This is a genomic window from Paenibacillus sp. WC2504, assembly GCF_052682475.1.
Window position 1 is genome coordinate 6,622,458 of record NZ_JBQZFH010000001.1, and the last position, 19,771, is coordinate 6,642,228.

The window sequence follows — 19,771 nt, forward strand, 5'->3', positions numbered from 1 at the left end:
GAGCTTACAATCGAGAGAGTAAGACGGATACGAGCATACCTGCAATCGCGATCCAGAATAAATAGGAACGAAGTACACGCTTCAAGCTCTTATCTTGACGCTCCATGACCGCCTTCTTACGGGCGGAACTGGAATTCGTCTCCGCATCCAACTCATCTGTTACTTGCGAGCGCCAGTTCACGAATTGAAACCCGATTCCGCTGACCACAACGGAAATCATCAATAAAATCAAAGAACCCATAAATAGTTTGTCCGAAATGGACTGCATCATCGATCTAACCTTTCTGTCGTTGCCTCATTTGCCTTCCTATTATACTGCAAATGCAGCCCCGAATGCACACGAAAGCCCCAATCCGTAGATTAAATACGAATTGGGGCATGCTACATTTATAAATTATAGCGTTTTGTCACCAGGTTTCCAGTTCGCCGGGCAAAGTCCTCCGGCTTGAAGCGCTTGAAGCACACGCAACGTCTCGTCTACCGAACGTCCAACATTCATGTCTGTCACGACTTGGTAGCGCAGCACACCTTCAGGGTCGATAATGAACAAACCGCGGTGAGCTGCACCTGTTTCATCATCCAGCACGCCATACGCGCGCGCAGTTTCTTTGGAGAAATCGCTGACGAGCGGGAATTTCACGGGACCGATACCGCTTTGGTCGCGCGGCGTTTGTGTCCAAGCTCTATGCGTGTATACACTATCCACGGATGCTCCTACGATTTCGCAGTCCAAATCGAGGAACTCCTCATAGTTGTCGCTGAAAGCTGTAATTTCTGTTGGACATACATAGGTGAAATCGAAAGGCCAGAAGAAGAATACTAACCACTTGCCTCTGTAGTCCTCAAGAGAAATTTTCTCTTCTAAAGTTTCCATGTTTTTCGTGGACAGAAGTGAAAAAGTTGGTGCCGGCAGTCCTATTTTAGCAAAAGATTGGGATGGTTGTGCGGTTAATTGTGTCATGGTTCTCTCTCCTCTTTATCTGTCTATTTTATGTGGATTAAACAGTTACCTCAGCCAAAGCCTTTTTGAGCTTGGTCACATTGAGACCTAGAATTTTGTGCTCGCCAATCACCGTTACCGGCAGTGACATCATGCCCATATCATGAAGCTCTTGGCCATATTGGTCATTGAGATCAATATTTCTTTCTTCATAGGCCACTTGCTGATCGGTTAAGTATTTTTTTAACTGCTGGCAATAAGGGCAATTCGTGCTTGAATAAACAATGACATTAGACATATGATTTCATCTCCTATTAGGTTGTAAGATTATTTATATTGCGGGATCAATTGAGCCCGTTTATTAATAAATTTATCAACGGCCATGGCCGCAATGGCCCCATCCGCAGCTGCAACGACCGCTTGCTTAACAGGTGTGCGTCTAACTTCGCCGGCGCCGAACACGCCTGGAACCGATGATTGCATCGAGCTGTCGAGAATCATGAAGCCCTCTTCATCCAGCGGCACTTGGCCCTGCAGGAAGTCTGTCCCCGGTTTGCTTCCGGATAGGAAGACGAAAACGCCGTCCACCTCAAGAACTTCTTCCGTACCAACGCCTGTGCGAATGCGAAGCCCTTCTACCTTATTGGTACCAAGCACTTCAAGCGGTTTGGCTTTATAGAGGATGTCCGTTCCCGGTATCTCCGGGGTATGATGAACGCCTTGCAATTCGGGGCGCGGTACCACGAAGTGGATTTTTTCCGCAAATTTGCTTAGTGCCTGGGCTTCTTCCAGCGCTTCTTCCGAATCACCGATGACTGCGACCGTTTTTCCTTCAAAAAAAGCGCCGTCACACGTTGCACAAGTACTCACGCCACGCCCGAGCAGGTTCTCTTCACCAGGAAGCATACGGTTGCGTCCTTTCGATCCCGTCGCAATGATAATCGATTTGCCTTCATACATACCGTCCGCCGTAAACACGACTTTCGTCTCATCTTCCACATCTACAGCCGTAATTGTCGTTTGAATAAATTCAGCGCCGAAGCCTTTTGCTTGCTCCCGCATCGTATCCAGCAATTCCTTGCCAGACATCGCCCCAATTACCCCTGGGTAATTGGCAATTTTGTGCGTGATGGCCAAAGCTCCCGTGTTCGGTGCTTTATCAATCACCAACGTCTTCAAGTTTCCTCTAGCTGTATAGATGGCAGCTGAAGCTCCTGCCGGTCCTGCTCCAATAATAATGACATCGTACATTGCCCGCTGCACCCTTTCTATCCGTTCCACTGCTTGTCCACTGATAATCGATATCAGATAATAATTATTATAAATAAATATGAATGAAAGTCAATACTTTTTAATAATTATTATAAATAAGAGTTTCCGTTTCTAGTCTAGAGGGGGTAGAATGTCCGGATCTTTTCTTTTTTCCATTCATAAGGAACGAAGAACAGCTATTATTTCAATTTTTTAACGGGCGTTCAATTCTATATACAATATTTAGATTTTATTTTTTTTCTTCTTTTTCTTTCGTTTCTCTTTTTCAAATTGTTTTCGCTTTTCCCGATTCATCCGAACTTCACCCATGAAAATTAAATTCCGAGTATAGGAAAATGGCGGCAAGAATAATGGGCATAGAAAAACACCCCATAGAAGATTTCGGTTGAACCAGAATGGTTATCCGATATCTCGACTAAAGGGTGCTTTTATTTAGTGGGAAAGTCTGTTATTCTTGTGCGTTGGTTTCGTCTTGTTTCTCTGCGATAAATCCATTGATGCTCTCTTTGCGGCGAGCATTTTTTGATTCGATGCTCTCTTTGTCTACAGCAGAAATTTCATCCGCATGTTCATCCAAGTATTCCTCAGCTTCGTTTAGATTGGCCATTGTATTATCGATGGCATTCTGAATACGGGCTGGGTTATCTTCGCGATTGTCTGGCTTAGCCATAGTAGTTCCCTCCCTTTGTTGCGAGTTATTAACATCCTGTTATACGATTCCAAATGATCAATCAAATTATTCATTCAAACAAAAAAACGGCTACGCCGCTAAAATTCTCGTTAGCCACCGACTGAAAGCCAGACGACCTTGGACAGTAAAGCAGGGGATTATCCTCGGGATTTTAAACATAATGGGACGCCTATTTACATCCAACATGTCGACGAAAAGTATGGTACAGTCAGAATTTATCCTTTGGAAACATGCCATGAATGGTTCAAAGTAATTAGCAGCATAATAAGAGCATCAAGATGGAGGTGCTATATGATGCTTACCATACAACGCAAAATCCAAGGAGCTACACTGCTTATTGTATCTTGCATGGTGATTGCGACAGGATGCACACACAATGCCAAGAATCAGGTCCGGCAGCAAGGGGTTCCGCAAGGAACAGTTGCCCCGATTCGGCAGAATCAGTATCAACCGTCAGCTGGCGACAACCGCATTCAAATTGCGAAACAAGCCGCTGATAAAATTACACAGGTGCCAGGAGTCAAATCTGCGAATGTCCTTGTTACCAATCGAAATGCTTACGTGGCAGCTGTGGTGAATACGCCACAAACCGAGCTGACCAAGGATTTGGAGAATCAAATTGCCCAGCAAGTCAAAGCTACGGATGCAAATATTCAAAATGTGTACGTATCTTCGAATCCTGAATTTGTCGATCGTGTGAATTCTTATATAACGGATGTAGGTCAAGGAAGACCGGCATCCGGCTTTGTCGAACAATTCAGCGAGATGGTTCGTCGTATTTTCCCAAGCGCCAGATAAAATAGGCAAAACACGGAACGAATCCCTTCATTGTCAAGAGACAAGTTGGGATTGTTTTGCTAGGAGATGATGATCATGTCCGGCTAAAGAATAAGAAACTAAAAGTGTTGGCACAATGTGTCTGCTTATATTACTTCTTAAGTGAGTACAATATATATGTTTCAAATTACTCAAAGGGGTGGGAGGTAATCTCAATGTCCGATAAAACTAAAACTAAGATAACCAAATCTCAGCGTACCGTAGATAAGGAACTGCAATCTCGAACTCGAAAATCGCCTGACCAGTCTGCACAAAATAATACACACGATCAACCAGGTGATGCTTAACACATTTGAAAACGAATAAACCACATCGTCATTCTAACAGTTTGTAATGGAAAAATAACGACAAAGAAGATCCCTATCACTTGGGATTTAAGGGGTTCCACAATAGATTAGGGAGAAACTATCTTTTCGGTTCAAGCACAAAAAAGGGGGATCTCCTCAATCGAGCCCCCTGAAATCGTTTTCTTCTCATCTCGAAAATCGGAGCGCGGTGATGCCAGATTTGATCGCATTTTCCTGAACCAGATCGTATCTGCCTCCGCCACGTGAGACCACCAGATTGTAGTGTACATAAAGGAGCCCGGGTCGTCGTTAATGCTTTTGATGGCAGCGGCAACTGTATTGTAAACTTTTCCTCGGGGAGACGTGTATTGAAGGAATTTGCCGTTAATTCCTACGATTGCAGCGATTTTATGAATACAATAGGAATACAGGTTGGCTCGAAATACTATTCCTGTGGCCAAAAAGCCAAGTCCTATAGTAGCGATTCCTGTTCTAACCCAAGCGAGAATCTGCTTTTGTTTGATGAACCGTACCATGGGGATGCTCCGGTGGAGCATAGATAACGTATATTTTAAGTGGTGTATTACCTGTATTGGTTACGTTGTGCCATTTTCCAGCAGGTATCATAATTGCAAAATTATCATAAGCCATTTGTTGAAAATCCAATTTATCTTTACTATCGCCCATTTGGACAAATCCTTGACCAGCTTCAATGCGTATGAATTGATCTGTTGAGGGATGTACTTCTAAACCTATGTCTTCTCCAACATTAATACTCATTAAGGTCACTTGAAAGTGTTCCCCCGTCCATAAAGCTGTACGGTAAGTATTGTTTTGCCTAGTTGCTTGGTCAATATTCAATACCAATGGTCTTGGTCCATAATCTGTTAAATTCATGTTTCCATTATAGTTGGTACTGTCCCGATTGTAATAGTGAGGATACCAAGTGTAGCTCCATTCGGGGTTTTTCCAATTCCAACGTAAGGGATGATACCATTGATAATAATGGTAAGAACTACGATACATAATGACTTACCTCCACTGATTTTATTGTTATCTCTTATCTTATGCTTATGCCTAATAAATGGAGTGAAAAATGGGCAAGAGTCCAACTTATGTAAAATAAAAAACATTAACCCACGGGGCTAATGTTTATTTATTTATTTATTTATTTAGTTAACTTCCCTTTCCATGACATAATTCCGCCCTGTAAATGAGATAGTTTATGAAAACCATTCTTTTTTAGAATTCTTGCTGCTTGTTTGCTCCTCATACCACTCCGACAATATAGAAATACATGATTATTTTTTGGAATTTCGCCAACTCTTTGTTTCATCTTGGATAACGGTATATTGATCGCACCTGGAATGTAGCCTTGCTTTACTTCGCCGGGTTCACGTACATCAATCAGAATGTAATTAAGCTTTCCCTTCAATTCTTCCTGAAACTGAGCTGGCGATAGATTGTTTAGACCTTTTAAGCTTGCAAACCTGGAATAAATAAACCAGACTAAAAACACTAAGGCCACGATATTTAAAATGGATGTATAATCCATAGGCTAACCTCTTTCCTAATCCTATTACCGGCTTTTAACTAACAATTCAACGGCCTGTTTGACCATCTTGCTCGAATCTCTTCCAGCTTCCATTTCCTCTAGGATACACTGTTCCAAATTGACTGCAACAATGTAGGCAATCGCTTTGTCCGCGGCGCTTCTGACAGCAGAAATTTGGCTTACAACATCCTTGCAGTCCTGTTCTTCCTCCATCATTTTTAAGACACCGCGGATTTGACCTTCCACACGTTTTAATCTCTTTTTTACATCATCATCGTATTTCATATTCTGCCATCCTTTCTTTATACCTGTATAGGTATATTATTGCTGATGTGACCATCGAAAACAATAAGGAGGCTGGAGAACTGAAAAGTTAAATAAATAAATTTACTTTAGCATCAGCAGCATCTCCCAAATATGCGGCAACACCCGCATATTCAATGCCATCCAGCAGCTCTTCCTGCTGCAAACCGAGCAAGTCCATAGTCATCGTACAAGCAATCAGTTTAACACCTTGTTCTTGAGCTAATTCAATTAATTGTGGTAGGGATAAAGCATTATGCTTTTTCATTACATGTTTAATCATTTTTGGTCCCATGCCACCGAAATTCATTTTGGAAATTCCAAGTTTTTCAGCTCCACGTGGCATCATTTTTCCAAATATTCTCTCCAGGAATCCCTTTTTCACCGATATTTTTTGATCTTTACGAAGTACGTTCAGTCCCCAAAAGGTCATGAAAATCGTGACTTCATGATCATAGGCGGCAGCGCCATTTGCGATAATAAATGCGGCAATCGCTTTATCTAGCTCTCCGCTAAAAAGAACAATTGTTGTTTTCTCTTTGTTATCTCCCATGCTTCCCACATCCTCCAATTGTACTTAGGTCATGATCCTTTTTTCACTGTAAATGTGAAAATCCCATTTTCTTCTTTTACATCAATGAGTTCGTGTTTCGTTTGATTGACCCAAGCATGGAAATCTTTCATCGACCCTTTGTCCGTCGTTTGCAATTCCATGATCTGTCCTGGCTCCAAAGAATCGATCCCCTTTTTGGCTTTAACAATCGGCAGTGGACATGCCAACCCCTTCGCGTCAACAATCAAATCTACCATTCTAAACTCCTCCTTAGAATTAAAAATGCAATTAGTCTTTTTCTACAAAATGTCCCCATTGCGACATACCGGGCGATACATTCTTAACACTTTTAAACCCTCGATCTGTTAGCATTTGGCATGCCATATCACTGCGGTTTCCGGTACGGCATACAACGTAATAGTCCTTGTTTGGGTCAAGCTGCATCATCTTTTCTTCGAGTTCACCTAAAGGAAGTGAAATGGCCCCTGGAATACGTCCAAAAGCATATTCTGCCTGCTCCCTGACATCAAGGATATTGAGTTTTTCTCCAGCATTTATTCTAGCCAATAACTCATCATTGGTTGTGGTATGAGGAAATTTCATGTCCGCTTTGGTTCCGGATGCTTCAGCTTTGCGGATGAAATGACGATAAATGCCGTTTTCCTCTTTTAACCCAACGTATTGGTGTCCTGTGCGGCTTGCCCAGCCCTTTAGGTCAGCCACCGAGCCTTTATCCGTCGCACGTACTTCCAATACTTCGCCATGATTCATCTCATCTATTGCCTTTTTGGTACGAACCACTGGTAGTGGACAAGCAAGTCCTTCACACTCCAGCGTACGATCTACATGCAATGCTGTCATAGGTTATAGACCTCCATTTTTGCATTTGGTTATTTTCCGTAAACCACTTCGCCAGACCATTGGGACATGCCACCAGACATATTTACAACGTGATAGCCCATAGAAAATAAATAATCACAAGCTATTCCGCTTCGATTACCGCTGCGGCAAACAATGATTGTTTCTTGTTTTGGCTCTATTTCATTAAGCGCTCGAGCGATTTGGCCGAGAGGGATATGTTTGGCGCCGTATATATGTCCGGATTCCCATTCGTCGTGCTCCCGAACATCAAGGATGGTTACATTCTCTTTCTGTTTGATTCGCTCTAAAACTTCATGTGGCAGCAGTTCTTTATAGTTTTTATTAGACACTTGGTTTCCTCCAAATATTTATTTTGATCTGTCATCATGAACGGCACAACGGTTTGGTCCAATCTCCATTTCTCGCTGTTCTTCCATTGTCGGACTAATTCTCCCCATGTTCGTTTGGCGTATTTCTTGATAGGCATTCGGTTGCGGCGGCAGATTTTCCGAAACGGTGCGTCTAAATGCGGATTCGTCGTGTATGTTCAGACCAGGATTTTCTTTATACAAATCACCTAGACGTGCGGCTACTTGCCCTTTATCACCTAATTCAGCAATTGTACCAAAGTGGGCAGGAAGCACGATTAAATCGTCAGATAGATGCTTATACCGCTCATACAATGTCGTTCTGAGGTCAGCGACCCAATCTTCTGCTTTCCCAGCCAAGTCAGGGCGGCCAATTGACTTCACGAATAAAATATCTCCGGATAGCAAATATTGATTATCAATAAGAAGTGATGTGCTTCCTATCGTATGGCCGGGGGAATAAATAGGCTGGATGTTGATTTCTGTTTTCCCAATGACAAGCTGGCTGTGTTCTTCAAGTTTTTCATAATGAAACACAACCTCTGTCGCATCCTTAGGCGGAAGCCAGTAAGATCCTCCAGTTTTCTCAGCTAATTGCCGGCCGCCTGAAATATGATCGGCATGAAGGTGAGTATCCAGGGTATGTTTGATGACGGCCTGATTTTCTTTGGCAAAATCCTCGAATACCTCGGTCATCCGAACCGCATCAATAACGGCAGCTTCCCCATCAGAAATCACCATATAAGACAGACATCCTTTGCCTAACCGTACAAATTGATACAGGGTACCTCCATCATTCAAGTCGGCTATTTTCACCGGCTCAAGATGCTCACTCCAGGACTTCATGCCGCCAATCAAATAAGAAATAGATTGTTTCCCGTTTTCCACCAACTGTTCAGCTACAAACTTCGATGAGCCCTCCTTCGCGCAAACCACTACAACTTCTTGGTCATCCGGTATTTGATCAAGAATCTCATCTACGCCATCCAGAAGGTCAAAATATGGCGCGTTGAGGATACTAACTTTCTCGCCTTCGATTTTCCAGTCGTTGAAGTCACTTTCATTCCGAACATCTAAAATAAAAATGGGTGTATGGTTCAAAACCTTTCTAGCTAAATTAGCAACATTCATTCCTTGTATTTGTTTTTCATTCATGTATAGTTCCCTCCAGAGGTAAAAGGTCGGATGATTTTAAAGGAAAATTGAGAACCAAATTTTTATGACAGTTGCCGTTATCAATACAACCAAAATCCACTGAAGCATCTTTGTGTTGATTTTTCCACTCAGTTTAGCACCAATAGGTGATGCAATCGTACTTGCAATGACAAGCACAATGGATGGAACCAAAAGCATGTGTCCACCTAGTAGCTTTCCTGTCGTAGAGCCAATGGAAGATATGAAAGTTATGGCTAGGGATGATGCGATAGCAACTCTAGTTGGGATCTTAAGAACGACCAGCATCACTGGTACCGTTATAAAAGCACCCGCCGCGCCTACGATCCCTGATACCGTCCCGATGATTAAAGCTAAAATAACCGCTAGAGGTTTATTAAATGTAACTTTGCTTACATCTTCGACATCTTTTCCTCTCTTAGGTAAAAACATCAAAATGGCAGCAATCAGTGCCAAAATAGCATAAACGAGATTGATCACTGAACTTGATAATGTGTTGGATACAAAGCTCCCCATAAAGCTGCCAATGATAATTGAAATACCCATGTAAAGCACTAAGGATTTATTTAGTAGTCTCCCTTTTCGAAACACAAGCATCCCCATTAAGCTCGCGAAGAACACCTGAATTGCACTGATTGCAGATACTTCCTGCGGGGTAAAAACTGCAAATCCTAATGCTGCAGGTATAAATAACAACATCGGATAGTTAATAATGGAACCGCCGATTCCCACCATTCCCGAAATAAACGAGCCCAAAAATCCAATAGTGAAAATAGTTATGATCCATGCTAAATCCATAAAGCACAGCCTTTCCGTGTTCATTAGACCACGCCATTCATATACCTATGGGGGTATATAAAATTGCAAAAAAAATTCTCTTCCTTTTGCCTATTTAGTTTCGAGAATTCCTTCTTACACCTCCTTTTTATTTTACGTATACCCGTATGGGTATATTGATACTATATTAAAGATTTTTATTTGCGTCAACCCCTGAAATTACAAACTCAAATTCCTTCATTATCGGACTGAGAAAGGGCATCATATTCAATGTGTACTGTAGCGTAACAGCATGGCATTATAGATACTTTGGAGGTGTTTTTATGCAATGTAACGTAGGGAAGACGGAGCAAGTTCTAAGAATAGCAATTGGATCGGCTATTGTTCTTGCAGGGACATATTATAAAAAATGGTGGGGCTTAATTGGAATAGCGCCTATTGTTACGGGAACGACTCGTTATTGTCCACTCAATGCTGTTTTGGGGATATCGAATTGCAAAGCTGATAGTAAGTCTTGAAACAAAATTGTTAAAAACAGAAGAAATGCTCAGGATCTGAGTTTTCCTTCTGTTTTTTATTTTACAGGACCTAGTTAAATTAGTTATCACTAAAACTATGTCGATCAAGTCTTCCCCTGTCCTTCTGAAAATAGCTATGCATAAAGAACTCTATGATGCCAAAAACCAAAGCAATTATCGCTACATTCATAAAGTTTATGGACCAGTGGAAGAAGAATTTCTCGACCAACCAAAAGAAAACAAAGGCAAGCCCTACATCTGCTAAAGTTGCGACCCCATTGTTGGTGACTCTTAAAAACAATTGATCAATTGCAACATAAGACATTAGCGAAAAAGTATAAGTGGCAAAGAATGCCTCTGTAAGAGTGGCTTGCGTTAAATACATCAATAGGGGGATTATAAAAACTCCATTTAGTAGTAACTTCAAAAACATTTTCCCAAGCATTCGCAACATTTTCTTTGCCTTCTTTCACCTAGAATGTACTTCTGTTTCTTAGCATTGCCTATTGCTACCGAAATATTGATTGGTAATATATACATTTTTCTTATGAATTTGATAATACTAAAGAACATTCGAATTTTGAAAGGATACTGTCGTGGAACGTTATCAAAGGCAGGAAAAAAAGTTGATTATTCTATGCTTGGTCATTGCAGTTATCTTACTATTATCAATTTCTCACCATCTGTTTTAGTCACGATGGAGAAGATTACCGGTATTGTATAAAGGAGTTGTTGAATTCATGTTTGCTAATGATCCGGTTATTTACAGCCGTGCACTAATGTCTTTGACTTTTGTATTTCATATTATTTTTGCAACCATCGGAGTCGGAATTCCTGTTCTTATTGCCTTGGCGGAATGGATGGGTATATGTCGAAATGACCCCCATTATACCTTGATGGCACGAAGGTGGACACGTGGATATGTCATTACAGTAGCCGTAGGGGTTGTTTCTGGAACGGCTCTTGGCCTACAAATTAACCTTTTGTGGCCCAATTTCATGAGGATAGCTGGACAAGCTATCGGTTTACCTATGTTTATGGAAATATTCGCTTTTTTCTTCGAGGCCATTTTTCTTGGTATTTATATGTATACATGGGATCGATTTAAACCCAAAATTCATTTTTTGTTTATTATTCCTGTGGTCATTGGTGCGTCATGTTCTGCACTTTTTATTACCCTTGTTAATGCCTTTATGAATTCTCCGCAAGGATTTGAGATTGTTGATGGGATTATAGGTAACGTACAGCCTCTTAAGGCTATGTTTACTCCTGCAAGTCCAACTAAAGTCTCCCATGTATTGGTTTCAGCTTATCTTACGTCTGCTTTTATTATTGCAGGGAACGCGGCATACGCCCTATTAAAGGGAAAACGTCATATTTACTATAAGAAAGTATTGAATATGACGCTTTTTGCAGCACTTGTTTTTGCAATATCAACCTTCTTAATTGGTGATTTGTCTGGGAAATATTTGGCGAAATATCAACCTGAAAAGCTGGCAGCTGGGGAATGGCATTTTGAAACGATGTCACATGCACCTTTAATTGTGGGTGGTATTCTAACCGAAACACACGAAGTTAAATATGGATGGAAAATCCCATTTGCATTAAGCGTACTTGCTCATGGAAATCCTAAGAGTGAAGTAAAGGGACTAAATGATTTTCCTGCGGATGAAATCCCTCCGCTTTGGATTCATTACACTTTTGATGCCATGGTTGGTATTGGTGGTTATCTAACCAGTATACCTTTATTGTTTATTCTTGCTCTTTGGTTTCGAAAAGGGAATCCATACAACAAACTGCTCCTTGCCGCGATTGTCATCGGAGCTCCACTCGCTATGTTTGCCATTGAATATGGATGGATATATGCCGAGGTAGGCAGACAGCCCTGGATTTTGCGTGGGTATATGAAGACACAGCAGGGTGCAACGACTTCTGAACATGTTGGCTTACTTTTTGTCGTGTTCCTCGCCCTGTACGTGATTTTGGGGATTTCATGTTTACGTGTTTTAGTGAAAATGTTTAAAAATAATACGCCCGAAGACGAGCTTATGTTGCAAAATAAGGAGAGTGCTCTCAAGTGAATTTGGAAGTGGTGGGAATTACAGTCTTATGGACCTTTCTGTACGGGTATTTAATTGTAGCATCTATTGATTTTGGGGCTGGATTTTTTAGTTACTACAGTTACAGAACTAGTAAGGAACACGTGATACAGAATATCATTAAACGATACTTATCTCCTGTGTGGGAGGTAACTAATGTCTTTCTCATATTTTTTATTGTCGGGATCGTAGGCTTTTTCCCAGATACCGCTTATTACTATGGAACAGCCTTATTAGTTCCTGGTAGCGTAGCCATTATACTTCTTGCTATACGTGGTTCCTACTATGCGTTTAATACATACGGCATAAAGAGTCGAGAAATTTATGCATTCTTATATGGTGCAACTGGACTTCTGATTCCTGCTTCATTATCAACAGTGCTGACAATTTCAGAGGGTGATTTTATTGAAATTCAGAATGGTAAGATCTTATTTCAATACAGCAAACTCTTTCTCAGTCTTTACTCATGGTCCGTTGTTTTACTTGCAATTGTTAGTGTCCTTTATATTTCTGCTATGTTTTTAACATTTTACGCCGCCAAAGCAAATGATCTGCCAGCTCTTGAAATTGTGCGGAAATGGGCATTAATTTGGAGCGCACCGACGATCATTTGCAGTTTAATCGTATTTTACTCGATTAACTTGCATAACCCTGAACATTATCAGCATATCACGGAGTTATCTTGGATGTTTGCATGTTCGTTTCTCTTCTTTCTGGCAGCTGTTTATTTCGTTTGGAAGAAAAAAAATTATGGGCTGTCCTTTATTTGCGTGATGGTTCAGTTTGCATTTGCTTTTTACGGTTATGGGGCATCTCACTTACCTTATCTACTTTACCCTTACTTATCTATGTATGAACATTTTACTAATCAGTCCATGGCAGTAGCCTTAATTATTGCTTTTATAACCGGACTATTACTTCTAATTCCATCACTGTTTCTGTTAATGAAATTGTTTTTGTTTAATACCAGATATGTACGGGGACAGATGCACCCGAAAGGAGAATAGATATTGGAATTCATATTAATTATGATGTTACCGCCGATTATCGTTATAGCCTCTCTTGTGGTCGTTTTTGGCTGGGGGTGGATGGGTAAAGAAAGAGTTAGAGGTGACGAAAATTAATGAGAGAAGTGGTTAGTTCTACTATGGCATGCTCCTCCACAATCGTATCCTCACTAAAAATCTCACCCCTCCCACATTCCTTCATTCAACCTGTCCATGAGGTGGAGGTCAGATATGCTGCTAGGGCAGGGTCCCTTCGTCCGTATGTTAACGTTGTTCCGACTCATCCGCGCTTCTTGTTATCTTGCTCTAACTTAGGTCATCATCATAAAAAGCCATCATTAAGCTGCTTGTGGTATTTCCGTAAATCGAGGGATATCCTGAATCATCTTTTCTTCACTAAACTCATGGCCCTTCTGGAAGATACCAAAAAGAATGCGTATGAGTTTGTTACATAACCCAATGAGAGACTGCATCTTTTTTAATGGATTCATAGGCCGTTTGGTGTAATACTCGTGTAAGGTTCGAAAGGCTGAATTTTTAGCGACTAGCGGCATCATCACTCTAAAGAGCAAAGCACGAAGCCGTTTCCTGCCCCGCTTTGTTATCCTGGTTTGTCCAGCGAGCTTCGTGATCTGCTTCGGATGTCGGTACTGGCCAATGTCCCCTACCTCAGCTAGAAAGCCAGCGATAGTGTACCGGCCTATCCCTTTCATAGCCAATACTTGCTCTACATGAGGGATCTGCAGTAGTAGTTCATCCAGCTTTGCTTTCAATTCCTCACGTTTGTTCTTAAGCCATTCGTAATGTGTCAGCAAAAACTTTAGCTCCATTTTAGCCAACTCGGAGCCTTGCCTGATGCCAACAGAACGGCTGGCTGCTGCCTTCAGATTCTGTATTCGACCTAGACCAAGCCCGCGCTTTGCAGCTTCTCTTAAATGCTGCAGCAACTTCTAGTCTGGCACAGAAACAAGCTCATGCGGCAATAAATTTAGGCTTAGCATTTGGATAGCAGATTTGCACTCCCAATCCTTAAATACCGTCAGAAACTCTGGAAAATACCGATCTAACCAGTTATGGACACGTGCTTGTACAACACAAAGGTCAGTTGTTAGGTGATCGCGAATTTTCATGGCTTCCCTCAGTTCGGCATAAACACCTTGAGGAAGCTTCGTTACAGCGTATCTCCCGTCTTTGATCAACTGTGCCATCACTTTTGCGTCCTTCATGTCATTCTTCGTTGGCGAGTTGTCACCGAGTTCTTTGCTTTTCTTTTAGAAAATGAGCTAGGTTTAGCCAGTAGTGACCCGTTGGTTCCATACCAACTATGGCGTCCTTGAACCCCTGCTCCGTCGCAATCATCCTGAACCAGCTCACGAATAATTCAAAGCCTTCTCGATTGTTTTCAAACGTAAGTGGCTTCCCGAACTCGACCCCGCGGAAGTCTTGGGCTCTCGCCACATGCCTAAATTTTGCGATGTCGACTCCGATAATTAAGGTAGAAAAAGTAATTTGATTAATTCCTTCATTTTGAGTAGAATGCATGTACATCATACCAAGGAGTCTTCTTATTTCTCAAACCTCGTATTTCCTCATAATAGGAATGCTGCCCGTTCGCTTAACGACAGAAAGAGCAGCTGCCGCGGTGACAAACTACTCTCTGGATCGCTGAACTAACGTTCTGCGTTAGTTGAATCACTCGTCGCAATTAATGACTAATCCTGACTGTTAAGTTTCAAAATTAATTCGAGTAGGAGTATCTACATAGTCATCTGCTTGATTATCTCTCCATAATTTTTCTACTTCTGATGGACCAATATTGATCCCCAAAAATGAAGGGTCCAAGAATATTTCTTGCTTATTTTGAAGTATCATTTTCAATGCATCACATAATATTTCGTTAAGATTATTTACTTGTAAGTTATAAAACTGGATTTCTGCAACTTTATTATCTATTAATGGATTATTAAATATTATATTGCTGATTCTTGATTTTGCTGGGGTAACATCTTCCTGATCAATTTCTAATTGGACTGATATAGTTTGAGAAATTGATAACCTCGAATATTGCTCAATTGATTCTAGCTTTAAAAGTTGACCATTAAATTCAAAAAATAGGTATCTCATAAGAGCCGTAAATTCAGTGACTCCTGCATCATCTGTATCTACGAAACCAATTAAATAAATTTCATCTATGCAGCTGTACTTAATTATATCGAGAATTTCTTTCAAGACATAACCCTCCGCTTGGAATCACTCTTTTATGATTTAACTAATCACGCTTAGATAACATATTCTGTTTCCTTGTTTTGAACTAACGTTCTCCGTCCCTCAGTTTTAAGGGTTTATTTCACGTAAACTCATTCATTCGCAGGATTTCATCACCTTGAAATATAGTAATCTTAAGAATACTAGGTTGTTGAGACCGTAATGAACCCTTCTATGGCATGCGGGAACAGAAGAAACATTGGAACATTTCCCCATTTCAATAATCTACTGCACGCATACTCCACAATCCCTTGGAGATTGACCATCCCAAGGCTCTACGGGTCGACGCCCTTACATTCCTTCGTTACACCTATCCAAGGTGTGGAGACCGATAGCGTTTAGCGGATGGGTCTGTGCCCTTATGAAGAACGAACTCGGTCCTCCGTGCTTTCTTTTTTGAAGTCCTGCGAATGAATCAATTTACATTAGTTCGAAGATGTTAGGCAGCGTGGGTATACGGAATGACTGTTTTTTCAGGAGTGAATGACTCCTCGGAATGCACCAAGCCAACTAAGATTCGTGCCAGTTTTCCAAGCAGTTTAAATATCGACTTCTGCTTACTCATATGTTTAACTTGCACATTATTCAGATGTAATTGCTTAAATATAGGATTTGTTCCCACTAATGTTAAGGTAGCCAGATACAAATATTTTCGGAGTGTGGAATCTCCTCGTTTGGAGAGTATGATCTGGCCTTTACGCTTTCCAGACATGCTTTCTGCCAAATTTAAACCGGCTTTTCGTAGCAATTGACGACCGTGAACGTACTGCGTCAGATCACCGGCACCAGCCAGAATTGCTGCAATATAGATCGTGCCCAAACCTTTAATGGAACGAAGCTGGCTAGCAATCGGGATCTCACCAAGCAAAGCCGCGATTTCTTTTGCTATTTGGTTCAATATACCGTCAATACGCTCGTACTCTTCTAGTAAGCGATGCAGATCCTGTTTGGCCTCATTCAGCGCTACAGTTTCCCCCACGCTTTGAACCGCTTTAGAGAGTAGCTCAGCTGCCTTCTGAATACCTGTGGAGCCGCCAGCTCGTTTCATATATTTTCGCCAACCTGTAATAACTTCTGATGTAGATTGACCTTTTAGATCCAACGGAGACGGGAACTCTTTGAGTGTAGCTATGGAGCGTGGGCAGGTCCAATCTTTAAACACAGAAGCATACTCAGGGAAGCGTATATCCAGCCAGCGTATGATCCGATTCTGCATCCGAACACTATTTGTAACCCAAAATTCTCGATCATTCATTAGGGTTCGTAACCTCTGAAAATGAGTTGCTTGCCGAATGTATTCATAATAATAGCCACGGCTAACAACATCCGCAATAACAAGGGCATCCTTTGGGTCACTCTTGGAAGGACAATTATCTCGGTTCTCTTTGTTTCGTTTCGTCGTTGCTGGATTAACTAAAACGACGTTTAGGCCTTTCTGGGCAAGCCAGTTAGCTAAACTGTACCAGTAGTGTCCCGTCGGCTCCATGCCAATTATGATATCCTTCAGTCGATGTTTTTGTTGCAAACCTTCCATCCAACGCTGTAATTTCTCAAATCCCTGGATAGTGTTTTTGAATGATAGATGCTGGTTTGTAAGGACAATTCCCCGAAAATTTGTAGCTTGAGCTACTTGAGTTTCCTTTGCCATATCAATGCCCACAACAAGATGTGAAGTAGTAATTCGTTCAATACGTTGATTTTGACCGTCTGATTGCTTAAACTTCATAATAAGAGCGCCTCCTTGATGGTGTTGGGTATCTACCCGTCGACAAACCCATCATACCGAGGCGCTCCTTTTTTGACAAAGCCCATTTCTTAGGCTATACAGGAATGTTTAGCGCAGTGGTCGTATCCAGGTGCTGTCCGTGAGTGACCATAAGTTACTGTCATTGGCGTTTATTTGCTTCGATTTGATGGAGGATTTCGTCAACGACGTGCGCGATCGGTGCGGTGGCGTCGATTATAATCCCGTTTTTGGGAACGCCTTCTTTCGTTTGATAAATTCGCGCACTGATTTCCCGTTCCTCTGGTCTGCCACCCCAGTCAGTTGGGTCCAGTGCTACTCGCTCATCAATCCGCCGGAGACTGGTTTCCAAGTCGACTTCAAGGACAAACACGTCGTCGAAGAGATCGATGAATTTGGGGAAATTCCGCGAACCACCGCAGAAGAATGTTACCGCCTCATCCTGATTGGCGACCAAAGCTTTTACTTTATCTACATGCCAAATGTGGTGTTCGGGTTTAAAGCCATCCGTTGGGGTACCAGTTTCCGGATCGCCTTGATAAGCCAATTCTCGATCACCATGAATGGCATGGTAGCCGCGCCGCTGCAATTCGTTGCAGACCGTAGTTTTGCCAGCGCCGGAAACGCCTCCAATCAGATAATTCCTAATGCCCAAGGTTAGTCCCTCCATTCAAGTGGATAAGCACATTATATTAGATGTTTCTATCTGACGCTAAACTCCCGTTAGGTGAACGAAAGGCTGCCGCACATTGCCGGCAGCCTTGTTCTTGTTGAATGTTCAACTATTGTTTTCCGTTAGCTTAGCCCATTTCTGGTGGACGACGGAATAGTGTTGCCTGCTCAAAACTATAGGCGATGCTGATTAGCGTGGGCTCACTGAAAGCCCTCCCGGAAAAGACAACACCAAATGGACCCTGCGTCGAATCGCCATCAGCATCAATTGTTCCTTTTGCTGAATAACCGGCGGGCACTGTAATAAGGGGATACCCTAACCGGGCAGCAATGTACATGCCATCAACGTCACCGGGTAACATTAAAGCATCTAAGCCGTGTTGATCGAGTACATAGTCAATCCCTTGCGTTACAGCCGGATGGTTATATTCTTGTCGTTTAAGTTGATATGTTGTCTCGTTTAGCGCATTTTGTTCCGAGCGAATCAGATTATCTTGGCCAAACTTCAATGCGGATGCAGCGTGTTTCTGATTATAAGCTATCAGATCTTGAAGAGAATGCACGGGCATATCCGAGTTCAACTTTGATAAATAGCGATTCAGGCCTGTTTTGAATTCGTAGCAGATAACATCATTGTTCCATGGATGCTGTTCCAAATGGAGGTTCACAGTATCGATAACTGTAGCACCTTGCTCACGCAGAACATTAATGGCGGATTCCATGATGGAGAGTCTTTCTTCATCCAACGACCGATAGTAATGTCTGGGAATCCCAATGCGAGTTTTACGCAGAAAGTCTCGGTCGAGATACGATGTGTAGTCATGAAAAGTACGATGCGGGCTAGTCCAAGTTGCCTTATCGTTTTCGTCAATCCCGACGAGTGCCCCAAGTAGAATCGCTGCATCAGTGACTGTCTTTGAAATCGGTCCTGGCGTATCCTGACTTATAGAAATCGGGATAATGCCGCTGCGGCTCGCAAGCCCTACAGTAGGTTTTATTCCGACGAGAAAGTGTTGGCTGGCCGGCCCAATAATCGAACCTGCGGTTTCTGTTCCGATCGCTGCTGCTGTCAGGTTCGCCGCTACGGCTGCAGCCGATCCTGAACTTGATCCGCTGACGAAGAGCTTGCCAGGTCCATATGGATTCAACACATATCCTCCTCTGGAACTGTATCCAGCTGGCATACGATTGGACATAAAATTCGACCACTCGGTCATATTGGCCTTACCTAGAAGAACAGCGCCAGCAGTCCGGAGCTTTGCGGCTACGAACGCATCTTCAGGAGCAAACGACTCAGCCAATGCGATTGAACCAGCGCTCGTATGCATCCGGTCGTACGTATCGATGTTATCCTTGAGCAGGATTGGAATTCCGTGCAGCGGCCCCCTACTACCTGTTGTATTTCGCTCAAGGTCAAGATTCCTTGCTATTTCAAGCGCATCTGGATTGATCTCTAATAAGGCATTGATCAGAGGATTATACCTATGAATGCGTTCGATATATGCAAGCACGAGAGCTTCGGATGTACATTCACCCAAAGACATTGCCTTCTGCATGCTCACCAAATCGGCTTCATGAATCCAATCTTCTAAGTTGATGCTCATATATTAAAATACCCCCGGTACTGGTAAATTTTCGGACAACAGTAATATGGTAACATGCTGCCTTGCCAAGGGTATAGGTAAAGTTTTGATTAGATAAGAATGTATCGGTTGGGCATCGCAGTAGAACTTGTATTTTCCCGAAGGTCAATGTTGTAACTAAAGTAATCTGCCCGATAGCTTAACACTACTGCCAATGGATGCCGTCAGCAGCGTCCTAGTTGTTTTATTAAACTTTTCTTCTCAGG

Annotated in this window: 24 protein-coding genes and 2 pseudogenes; 6 read left to right on the forward strand and 20 right to left on the reverse strand. The window is 42.1% G+C overall.

The window, feature by feature from the left end; genetic code table 11:
* Nucleotides 1-4: 4 nt before the first annotated feature.
* The 5 genes from ACUN27_RS29890 to tlp all read right to left on the reverse strand — a co-directional run bounded on the left by ACUN27_RS29890 (nucleotide 5) and on the right by tlp (nucleotide 2,882).
* A complete protein-coding gene (locus ACUN27_RS29890; RefSeq protein WP_326061588.1) occupies nucleotides 5-271 on the reverse strand; it encodes a hypothetical protein in 267 nt (88 codons plus the stop codon).
* Between the two features lie 123 nt (nucleotides 272-394).
* A complete protein-coding gene (locus ACUN27_RS29895; protein WP_445560052.1) occupies nucleotides 395-961 on the reverse strand; it encodes a peroxiredoxin in 567 nt (188 codons plus the stop codon).
* 37 nt (nucleotides 962-998) lie between these two features.
* Entirely contained in the window at nucleotides 999-1,238 is a 240-nt protein-coding gene (locus ACUN27_RS29900) for a glutaredoxin family protein (RefSeq protein ID WP_127457915.1), read from the reverse strand.
* Nucleotides 1,239-1,267: 29 nt separating this feature from the next.
* Nucleotides 1,268-2,191 (reverse strand): NAD(P)/FAD-dependent oxidoreductase, encoded by a 924-nt coding sequence (locus ACUN27_RS29905; protein WP_315955285.1) that lies wholly within the window; start codon nucleotides 2,189-2,191, stop codon nucleotides 1,268-1,270.
* A gap of 469 nt (nucleotides 2,192-2,660) precedes the next feature.
* Nucleotides 2,661-2,882, reverse strand: coding sequence for a small acid-soluble spore protein Tlp (gene tlp, locus ACUN27_RS29910; protein ID WP_315955286.1), 222 nt, complete (start codon nucleotides 2,880-2,882; stop codon nucleotides 2,661-2,663).
* A gap of 138 nt (nucleotides 2,883-3,020) precedes the next feature.
* On the opposite strand from tlp, the pseudogene ACUN27_RS29915 reads away from it, so the two are divergent.
* Together ACUN27_RS29915 and ACUN27_RS29920 are read left to right on the forward strand one after the other, a co-directional pair.
* Nucleotides 3,021-3,122: pseudogene (locus ACUN27_RS29915) on the forward strand (small, acid-soluble spore protein, H family); the annotation flags it as partial.
* Between the two features lie 72 nt (nucleotides 3,123-3,194).
* Nucleotides 3,195-3,701 carry a YhcN/YlaJ family sporulation lipoprotein gene (locus ACUN27_RS29920; protein ID WP_445560676.1) on the forward strand — a complete coding sequence of 169 codons (507 nt, stop codon included), beginning with the start codon at nucleotides 3,195-3,197 and terminating at the stop codon, nucleotides 3,699-3,701.
* 818 nt (nucleotides 3,702-4,519) lie between these two features.
* Here ACUN27_RS29920 and ACUN27_RS29925 read toward each other — a convergent pair.
* The 9 genes from ACUN27_RS29925 to ACUN27_RS29965 all read right to left on the reverse strand — a co-directional run bounded on the left by ACUN27_RS29925 (nucleotide 4,520) and on the right by ACUN27_RS29965 (nucleotide 9,638).
* On the reverse strand, nucleotides 4,520-5,053 hold the full coding sequence (locus ACUN27_RS29925; protein WP_445560053.1) for a cupin domain-containing protein: 534 nt from the start codon (nucleotides 5,051-5,053) through the stop codon (nucleotides 4,520-4,522).
* Between the two features lie 142 nt (nucleotides 5,054-5,195).
* The gene (locus ACUN27_RS29930) at nucleotides 5,196-5,582 is read right to left on the reverse strand and encodes a rhodanese-like domain-containing protein (RefSeq protein ID WP_326061583.1); all 387 of its coding nucleotides are present in this window, start codon (nucleotides 5,580-5,582) and stop codon (nucleotides 5,196-5,198) included.
* A 24-nt stretch (nucleotides 5,583-5,606) separates the two neighbouring features.
* Entirely contained in the window at nucleotides 5,607-5,867 is a 261-nt protein-coding gene (locus ACUN27_RS29935) for a metal-sensitive transcriptional regulator (RefSeq protein WP_145667279.1), read from the reverse strand.
* Nucleotides 5,868-5,955: 88 nt separating this feature from the next.
* On the reverse strand, nucleotides 5,956-6,438 hold the full coding sequence (locus ACUN27_RS29940) for a DsrE/DsrF/DrsH-like family protein (protein ID WP_315955291.1): 483 nt from the start codon (nucleotides 6,436-6,438) through the stop codon (nucleotides 5,956-5,958).
* Between the two features lie 29 nt (nucleotides 6,439-6,467).
* Nucleotides 6,468-6,695: a sulfurtransferase TusA family protein gene (locus tag ACUN27_RS29945; RefSeq protein WP_315955292.1), complete on the reverse strand. Its 228-nt coding sequence runs from the start codon at nucleotides 6,693-6,695 to the stop codon at nucleotides 6,468-6,470.
* A 31-nt stretch (nucleotides 6,696-6,726) separates the two neighbouring features.
* A complete protein-coding gene (locus ACUN27_RS29950) occupies nucleotides 6,727-7,299 on the reverse strand; it encodes a sulfurtransferase TusA family protein (RefSeq protein WP_315955293.1) in 573 nt (190 codons plus the stop codon).
* Nucleotides 7,300-7,328: 29 nt separating this feature from the next.
* On the reverse strand, nucleotides 7,329-7,649 hold the full coding sequence (locus tag ACUN27_RS29955; protein WP_315955294.1) for a rhodanese-like domain-containing protein: 321 nt from the start codon (nucleotides 7,647-7,649) through the stop codon (nucleotides 7,329-7,331).
* An 18-nt stretch (nucleotides 7,650-7,667) separates the two neighbouring features.
* Nucleotides 7,668-8,798 carry an MBL fold metallo-hydrolase gene (locus ACUN27_RS29960; RefSeq protein WP_445560677.1) on the reverse strand — a complete coding sequence of 377 codons (1,131 nt, stop codon included), beginning with the start codon at nucleotides 8,796-8,798 and terminating at the stop codon, nucleotides 7,668-7,670.
* Nucleotides 8,799-8,858: 60 nt separating this feature from the next.
* Nucleotides 8,859-9,638, reverse strand: a complete 780-nt coding sequence (locus tag ACUN27_RS29965) for a sulfite exporter TauE/SafE family protein (RefSeq protein WP_315955296.1) — start codon at nucleotides 9,636-9,638, stop codon at nucleotides 8,859-8,861.
* Between the two features lie 302 nt (nucleotides 9,639-9,940).
* On the opposite strand from ACUN27_RS29965, the gene ACUN27_RS29970 reads away from it, so the two are divergent.
* Nucleotides 9,941-10,135 (forward strand): YgaP family membrane protein, encoded by a 195-nt coding sequence (locus ACUN27_RS29970; protein WP_315955297.1) that lies wholly within the window; start codon nucleotides 9,941-9,943, stop codon nucleotides 10,133-10,135.
* Between the two features lie 79 nt (nucleotides 10,136-10,214).
* On the opposite strand, the gene ACUN27_RS29975 is transcribed toward ACUN27_RS29970, so the two are convergent.
* Entirely contained in the window at nucleotides 10,215-10,589 is a 375-nt protein-coding gene (locus ACUN27_RS29975; protein WP_145667255.1) for a DUF2512 family protein, read from the reverse strand.
* Nucleotides 10,590-10,875: 286 nt separating this feature from the next.
* On the opposite strand from ACUN27_RS29975, the gene ACUN27_RS29980 reads away from it, so the two are divergent.
* The 3 genes from ACUN27_RS29980 to cydS are packed head-to-tail and all read left to right on the forward strand — an operon-like array spanning nucleotide 10,876 to nucleotide 13,358.
* Nucleotides 10,876-12,216, forward strand: a complete 1,341-nt coding sequence (locus ACUN27_RS29980) for a cytochrome ubiquinol oxidase subunit I (protein ID WP_445560054.1) — start codon at nucleotides 10,876-10,878, stop codon at nucleotides 12,214-12,216.
* Nucleotides 12,213-13,241, forward strand: a complete 1,029-nt coding sequence (locus tag ACUN27_RS29985) for a cytochrome d ubiquinol oxidase subunit II (RefSeq protein WP_315955299.1) — start codon at nucleotides 12,213-12,215, stop codon at nucleotides 13,239-13,241. Before ACUN27_RS29980 ends, ACUN27_RS29985 begins: the two co-directional genes overlap by 4 nt.
* A 3-nt stretch (nucleotides 13,242-13,244) precedes the next feature.
* Nucleotides 13,245-13,358 (forward strand): cytochrome bd oxidase small subunit CydS, encoded by a 114-nt coding sequence (cydS, locus tag ACUN27_RS29990; RefSeq protein WP_379174365.1) that lies wholly within the window; start codon nucleotides 13,245-13,247, stop codon nucleotides 13,356-13,358.
* 221 nt (nucleotides 13,359-13,579) lie between these two features.
* On the opposite strand, the pseudogene ACUN27_RS29995 reads toward cydS, so the two are convergent.
* The 5 genes and pseudogenes from ACUN27_RS29995 to ACUN27_RS30015 form a co-directional block, all read right to left on the reverse strand.
* Nucleotides 13,580-14,783 (reverse strand): annotated as a pseudogene (locus ACUN27_RS29995) (IS110 family transposase).
* A 183-nt stretch (nucleotides 14,784-14,966) separates the two neighbouring features.
* Nucleotides 14,967-15,470 (reverse strand): hypothetical protein, encoded by a 504-nt coding sequence (locus ACUN27_RS30000; RefSeq protein ID WP_445560055.1) that lies wholly within the window; start codon nucleotides 15,468-15,470, stop codon nucleotides 14,967-14,969.
* A gap of 475 nt (nucleotides 15,471-15,945) precedes the next feature.
* Complete coding sequence (locus ACUN27_RS30005; RefSeq protein ID WP_445559327.1) at nucleotides 15,946-17,232, reverse strand: IS110 family transposase; 1,287 nt, start codon at nucleotides 17,230-17,232, stop codon at nucleotides 15,946-15,948.
* A gap of 160 nt (nucleotides 17,233-17,392) precedes the next feature.
* Nucleotides 17,393-17,905, reverse strand: coding sequence for an AAA family ATPase (locus ACUN27_RS30010; protein ID WP_167056821.1), 513 nt, complete (start codon nucleotides 17,903-17,905; stop codon nucleotides 17,393-17,395).
* 145 nt (nucleotides 17,906-18,050) lie between these two features.
* On the reverse strand, nucleotides 18,051-19,526 hold the full coding sequence (locus ACUN27_RS30015; RefSeq protein WP_445560056.1) for an amidase family protein: 1,476 nt from the start codon (nucleotides 19,524-19,526) through the stop codon (nucleotides 18,051-18,053).
* Nucleotides 19,527-19,771: the final 245 nt, after the last annotated feature.

Bases quoted from the DNA above. Each gene is read 5' to 3' on its own strand.
- ACUN27_RS29890 (WP_326061588.1), bottom strand. From the start codon at position 271: ATGATGCAGTCCATTTCGGACAAACTATTTATGGGTTCTTTGATTTTA.
- ACUN27_RS29895 (WP_445560052.1), bottom strand. From the start codon at position 961: ATGACACAATTAACCGCACAACCATCCCAATCTTTTGCTAAAATAGGA.
- ACUN27_RS29900 (WP_127457915.1), bottom strand. From the start codon at position 1,238: ATGTCTAATGTCATTGTTTATTCAAGCACGAATTGCCCTTATTGCCAG.
- ACUN27_RS29905 (WP_315955285.1), bottom strand. From the start codon at position 2,191: ATGTACGATGTCATTATTATTGGAGCAGGACCGGCAGGAGCTTCAGCT.
- tlp (WP_315955286.1), bottom strand. From the start codon at position 2,882: ATGGCTAAGCCAGACAATCGCGAAGATAACCCAGCCCGTATTCAGAAT.
- ACUN27_RS29920 (WP_445560676.1), top strand. From the start codon at position 3,195: ATGATGCTTACCATACAACGCAAAATCCAAGGAGCTACACTGCTTATT.
- ACUN27_RS29925 (WP_445560053.1), bottom strand. From the start codon at position 5,053: ATGTATCGTAGTTCTTACCATTATTATCAATGGTATCATCCCTTACGT.
- ACUN27_RS29930 (WP_326061583.1), bottom strand. From the start codon at position 5,582: ATGGATTATACATCCATTTTAAATATCGTGGCCTTAGTGTTTTTAGTC.
- ACUN27_RS29935 (WP_145667279.1), bottom strand. From the start codon at position 5,867: ATGAAATACGATGATGATGTAAAAAAGAGATTAAAACGTGTGGAAGGT.
- ACUN27_RS29940 (WP_315955291.1), bottom strand. From the start codon at position 6,438: ATGGGAGATAACAAAGAGAAAACAACAATTGTTCTTTTTAGCGGAGAG.
- ACUN27_RS29945 (WP_315955292.1), bottom strand. From the start codon at position 6,695: ATGGTAGATTTGATTGTTGACGCGAAGGGGTTGGCATGTCCACTGCCG.
- ACUN27_RS29950 (WP_315955293.1), bottom strand. From the start codon at position 7,299: ATGACAGCATTGCATGTAGATCGTACGCTGGAGTGTGAAGGACTTGCT.
- ACUN27_RS29960 (WP_445560677.1), bottom strand. From the start codon at position 8,798: ATGAATGTTGCTAATTTAGCTAGAAAGGTTTTGAACCATACACCCATT.
- ACUN27_RS29965 (WP_315955296.1), bottom strand. From the start codon at position 9,638: ATGGATTTAGCATGGATCATAACTATTTTCACTATTGGATTTTTGGGC.
- ACUN27_RS29970 (WP_315955297.1), top strand. From the start codon at position 9,941: ATGCAATGTAACGTAGGGAAGACGGAGCAAGTTCTAAGAATAGCAATT.
- ACUN27_RS29975 (WP_145667255.1), bottom strand. From the start codon at position 10,589: ATGTTGCGAATGCTTGGGAAAATGTTTTTGAAGTTACTACTAAATGGA.
- ACUN27_RS29980 (WP_445560054.1), top strand. From the start codon at position 10,876: ATGTTTGCTAATGATCCGGTTATTTACAGCCGTGCACTAATGTCTTTG.
- ACUN27_RS30005 (WP_445559327.1), bottom strand. From the start codon at position 17,232: ATGAAGTTTAAGCAATCAGACGGTCAAAATCAACGTATTGAACGAATT.
- ACUN27_RS30015 (WP_445560056.1), bottom strand. From the start codon at position 19,526: ATGAGCATCAACTTAGAAGATTGGATTCATGAAGCCGATTTGGTGAGC.